Below are 5,389 nucleotides of genomic sequence, written 5' to 3' on the forward strand. Positions count from 1 at the left end.
TGCCCCAAGCGGGGGTTCTACGGTGTAGGGCTTCTGGTTGGTGTGTGGTTGTTCTTTGAGAACTCAACAGGGTGCTTGATAAGCCAGTGCCAAATTGTTTTATACCCCGGACTGGTCGGGCCTTCGGGTTTGGCTGGTTGGGATTCCTTTGGCAACACTTTTGTTGTCGGGATGGATTGTTCAACAAGTTTTTGTTGGAGAGTTTGATCCTGGCTCAGGACGAACGCTGGCGGCGTGCTTAACACATGCAAGTCGAGCGGAAAGGCCCTTCGGGGTACTCGAGCGGCGAACGGGTGAGTAACACGTGAGCAACCTGCCCTAGGCTTTGGGATAACCCCGGGAAACCGGGGCTAATACCGAATATGACTTCTGGTCGCATGACTGGTGGTGGAAAGTTTTTCGGCCTGGGATGGGCTCGCGGCCTATCAGCTTGTTGGTGGGGTGATGGCCTACCAAGGCGACGACGGGTAGCCGGCCTGAGAGGGCGACCGGCCACACTGGGACTGAGACACGGCCCAGACTCCTACGGGAGGCAGCAGTGGGGAATATTGCACAATGGGCGGAAGCCTGATGCAGCGACGCCGCGTGAGGGATGACGGCCTTCGGGTTGTAAACCTCTTTCAGCAGGGACGAAGCGTAAGTGACGGTACCTGCAGAAGAAGCGCCGGCCAACTACGTGCCAGCAGCCGCGGTAAGACGTAGGGCGCGAGCGTTGTCCGGATTTATTGGGCGTAAAGAGCTCGTAGGCGGCTTGTCGCGTCGACTGTGAAAACCCGCAGCTCAACTGCGGGCCTGCAGTCGATACGGGCAGGCTAGAGTTCGGTAGGGGAGACTGGAATTCCTGGTGTAGCGGTGAAATGCGCAGATATCAGGAGGAACACCGGTGGCGAAGGCGGGTCTCTGGGCCGATACTGACGCTGAGGAGCGAAAGCGTGGGGAGCGAACAGGATTAGATACCCTGGTAGTCCACGCTGTAAACGTTGGGCGCTAGGTGTGGGGGGCCTCTCCGGTTCCCTGTGCCGCAGCTAACGCATTAAGCGCCCCGCCTGGGGAGTACGGCCGCAAGGCTAAAACTCAAAGGAATTGACGGGGGCCCGCACAAGCGGCGGAGCATGCGGATTAATTCGATGCAACGCGAAGAACCTTACCTGGGTTTGACATGGCCGCAAAACTGTCAGAGATGGCAGGTCCTTCGGGGGCGGTCACAGGTGGTGCATGGCTGTCGTCAGCTCGTGTCGTGAGATGTTGGGTTAAGTCCCGCAACGAGCGCAACCCTCGTTCGATGTTGCCAGCGCGTTATGGCGGGGACTCATCGAAGACTGCCGGGGTCAACTCGGAGGAAGGTGGGGATGACGTCAAGTCATCATGCCCCTTATGTCCAGGGCTTCACGCATGCTACAATGGCCGGTACAATGGGCTGCGATACCGTGAGGTGGAGCGAATCCCAAAAAGCCGGTCTCAGTTCGGATCGGGGTCTGCAACTCGACCCCGTGAAGTCGGAGTCGCTAGTAATCGCAGATCAGCAACGCTGCGGTGAATACGTTCCCGGGCCTTGTACACACCGCCCGTCACGTCACGAAAGTCGGCAACACCCGAAGCCGGTGGCCCAACCCCTTGTGGGAGGGAGCCGTCGAAGGTGGGGCTGGCGATTGGGACGAAGTCGTAACAAGGTAGCCGTACCGGAAGGTGCGGCTGGATCACCTCCTTTCTAAGGAGCACCATCCGTCGAAAGACGGTATGGAGCCCACGCCACCCGAACGCGGTGGTGGGGTGCTCGCAGGCGGAGACACTGGCCAGTTTTTCCCTGGCAACGGCCGGGATTCCTAGTAGGACCGCCTCTTGGGGTGGTGGGGAACGGATGACCGGTGCGGCTGGGAGGAAGCGCTAAGCACCCTGTTGGGTCCTGAAGGAACAACCGTCGGTTGTCTCTTCGGAGCCATTGCGCGGGCGGGAGCTCGTGTGGCGCCAGGCACGGCCTGGCCTCGCAAACCGTGATTCCTGTGTGGGGGTCGTAGGTGTGGGGCGGTTCGGGTTGTGGGTTGGTCGTTTGTTGAGAATTGCACAGTGGACGCGAGCATCTTTGTGGTCAAGTTGTCAAGGGCGAACGGTGGATGCCTTGGCACCAGGAGCCGATGAAGGACGTGGGAGGCCGCGATAGGCCTGGGGGAGCTGTCAACCAAGCTGTGATCCCAGGGTGTCCGAATGGGGAAACCCGGCATCAGTCATGTGATGTCACCCGCACCTGAACACATAGGGTGTGTGGGGGGAACGCGGGGAAGTGAAACATCTCAGTACCCGTAGGAAGAGAAAACAAATAGTGATTCCGTGAGTAGTGGCGAGCGAAAGCGGATTGAGGCTAAACCGGCTGCGTGTGATACCTGTCAGGGGTTGCGTGGTCGGGGTTGTGGGACCCTGCTGAGTGTGCTGACACGCACTCGAGGAGTTACAAAGCTGGTGGCTAGTCGAACAGTCTGGAATGGCTGACCGTAGACGGTGATAGTCCGGTAGGTGAAAGTTGCTGGTCTTCTGTGGGTGTTCCCGAGTAGCGGCGGACTCCTGAAATCTGCCGTGAATCTGCCAGGACCACCTGGTAAGCCTAAATACTTCCTGGTGACCGATAGCGGACGAGTACCGTGAGGGAATGGTGAAAAGTACCCCGGGAGGGGAGTGAAATAGTACCTGAAACCGTTCGCCTACAATCCGTCGGAGCCTTGCGGGGTGACGGCGTGCCTTTTGAAGAATGAGCCTGCGAGTTAGTGGCATGTGGCGAGGTTAACCCGTGTGGGGGAGCCGTAGCGAAAGCGAGTCTGAATAGGGCGATACAGTCGCATGCTCTAGACCCGAAGCGGAGTGATCTAGCCATGGGCAGGCTGAAGCGCGGGTAAGACCGCGTGGAGGGCCGAACCCACCAACGTTGAAAAGTTGGGGGATGACCTGTGGTTAGGGGTGAAAGGCCAATCAAACTCCGTGATAGCTGGTTCTCCCCGAAATGCATTTAGGTGCAGCGTCGCGTGTTTCTTGCCGGAGGTAGAGCACTGGATGGTCTAGGGGGCCCACAAGCTTACCGAAATCAGCCAAACTCCGAATGCCGGTAAGTGAGAGCGCGGCAGTGAGACTGCGGGGGATAAGCTTCGTAGTCGAGAGGGAAACAGCCCAGATCACCAGCTAAGGCCCCTAAGCGTGTGCTAAGTGGAAAAGGATGTGGGGTCGCATAGACAACCAGGAGGTTGGCTTAGAAGCAGCCACCCTTTAAAGAGTGCGTAATAGCTCACTGGTCAAGTGGTTCCGCGCCGACAATGTAGCGGGGCTCAAGCACACCGCCGAAGCTGTGGCACTCACACAATGACTTCGCCAGGTCTTGATATCTGGTGCAGGTGTGTGGGTGGGTAGGGGAGCGTCGTGCCGGGGGTGAAGCAACGGGGTGACCTAGTTGTGGACGCGGCACGAGTGAGAATGCAGGCATGAGTAGCGAAAGAAGGGTGAGAAACCCTTCCGCCGGATGACCAAGGGTTCCAGGGCCAGGCTAATCCGCCCTGGGTGAGTCGGGACCTAAGGCGAGGCCGAGAGGCGTAGTCGATGGACAACGGGTTGATATTCCCGTACCCGCGAAAGAGCGACCCTGACGAACCTCGTTGTGCTAACCACCCAAGCCATCCAAGACCTTCGGGTTGAGGGTGGGGAGCGTGGGAACCTGGCGGGTAGTAGTCAAGCGATGGGGTGACGCAGGAAGGTAGCTGAGCCCGGCCGGTGGTTGTGCCGGGGTAAGCGTGTAGGCCGTGCCGTAGGCAAATCCGCGGCGCATGTAGGCTGAGACGTGATGCCGAGCCGATTCAGGTGAAGTCAGTGATCCTATGCTGCCGAGAAAAGCCTCTAGCGAGTTCTTAGCGGCCCGTACCCCAAACCGACACAGGTGGTCAGGTAGAGAATACCGAGGCGATCGGGCGAACTGTGGTTAAGGAACTCGGCAAATTGCCCCCGTAACTTAGGGAGAAGGGGGGCCGGAGACGTGAAGCCCCGCGCGGGTGGAGCGTTGTATGGCCGCAGAGAGCAGGGGGAAGCGACTGTTTACTAAAAACACAGGTCCATGCGAAGAAGTAATTCGATGTATATGGACTGACGCCTGCCCGGTGCTGGAACGTTAAGGGGACCTGTTAGCTCTTCGGGGCGAAGCGGAGAACTTAAGCGCCAGTAAACGGCGGTGGTAACTATAACCATCCTAAGGTAGCGAAATTCCTTGTCGGGTAAGTTCCGACCTGCACGAATGGCGTAACGACTTCCCCACTGTCTCAACCACAGGCCCGGCGAAATTGCATTACGAGTAAAGATGCTCGTTACGCGCGGCAGGACGGAAAGACCCCGGGACCTTTACTATAGCTTGACATTGGTATCTGAGTTAGCTTGTGTAGGATAGGTGGGAGCCGGTGAAGCTCTAACGCCAGTTAGGGTGGAGGCAATCTTGAAATACCACTCTGGTTGATTTGGGTATCTAACTTCGGACCGTTATCCGGTTCAGGGACAGTGTCTGGTGGGTAGTTTAACTGGGGCGGTTGCCTCCTAAAGGGTAACGGAGGCGCCCAAAGGTTCCCTCAGCCTGGTTGGCAATCAGGTGTTGAGTGCAAGTGCACAAGGGAGCTTGACTGTGAGACTGACAGGTCGAGCAGGGACGAAAGTCGGGACTAGTGATCCGGCACTGGCATGTGGAAGCGGTGTCGCTCAACGGATAAAAGGTACCCCGGGGATAACAGGCTGATCTTCCCCAAGAGTCCATATCGACGGGATGGTTTGGCACCTCGATGTCGGCTCGTCGCATCCTGGGGCTGTAGCAGGTCCCAAGGGTTGGGCTGTTCGCCCATTAAAGCGGTACGCGAGCTGGGTTTAGAACGTCGTGAGACAGTTCGGTCCCTATCCGCCGTGCGCGTAGGATACTTGAGAAGGGCTGTCCCTAGTACGAGAGGACCGGGACGGACGAACCTCTGGTGTGCCAGTTGTCCCGCCAGGGGCACGGCTGGTTAGCTACGTTCGGAAGGGATAACCGCTGAAAGCATCTAAGCGGGAAGCTCGCTTCAAGATGAGGTATCCCACCCACTTTGTGGGGTAAGGCCCCCAGCTAGACGACTGGGTTGATAGGCCGGAAATGTAAGCCCGGTAACGGGTTCAGTTGACCGGTACTAATAGGCCGAGGACTTGACTACGAAGCTGCTACGCGTCCACTGTGCAACTCTGAACGAGCGAACAACCCACGGGGTTGTTTTGACATGTTCATAGAGTTACGGCGGTCATGGCGGAGGGGAAACGCCCGGTCACATTCCGAACCCGGAAGCTAAGCCCTCCAGCGCCGATGGTACTGCACTCGGGAGGGTGTGGGAGAGTAGGACACCGCCGGACAATC

3 rRNA genes are annotated in these 5,389 nt (G+C 58.2%); all 3 read left to right on the forward strand.

The annotated features are described in order from the left end of the window. Positions 1–191: 191 nt before the first annotated feature. The 3 genes from EFE23_RS27335 to rrf all read left to right on the forward strand — a co-directional run bounded on the left by EFE23_RS27335 (position 192) and on the right by rrf (position 5,385). A 16S ribosomal RNA gene (locus EFE23_RS27335) occupies positions 192–1,708 on the forward strand. Positions 1,709–2,084: 376 nt separating this feature from the next. After that, positions 2,085–5,192 (forward strand): 23S ribosomal RNA (locus EFE23_RS27340). Between the two features lie 76 nt (positions 5,193–5,268). After that, positions 5,269–5,385, forward strand: a 5S ribosomal RNA gene (gene rrf, locus EFE23_RS27345). Together the 16S, 23S and 5S rRNA genes form the textbook arrangement of a ribosomal RNA operon. Positions 5,386–5,389 lie beyond the last annotated feature (4 nt).

The organism is Micromonospora solifontis (assembly GCF_003725545.1).
GTDB classification, from domain to species: domain Bacteria; phylum Actinomycetota; class Actinomycetes; order Mycobacteriales; family Micromonosporaceae; genus Micromonospora; species Micromonospora solifontis.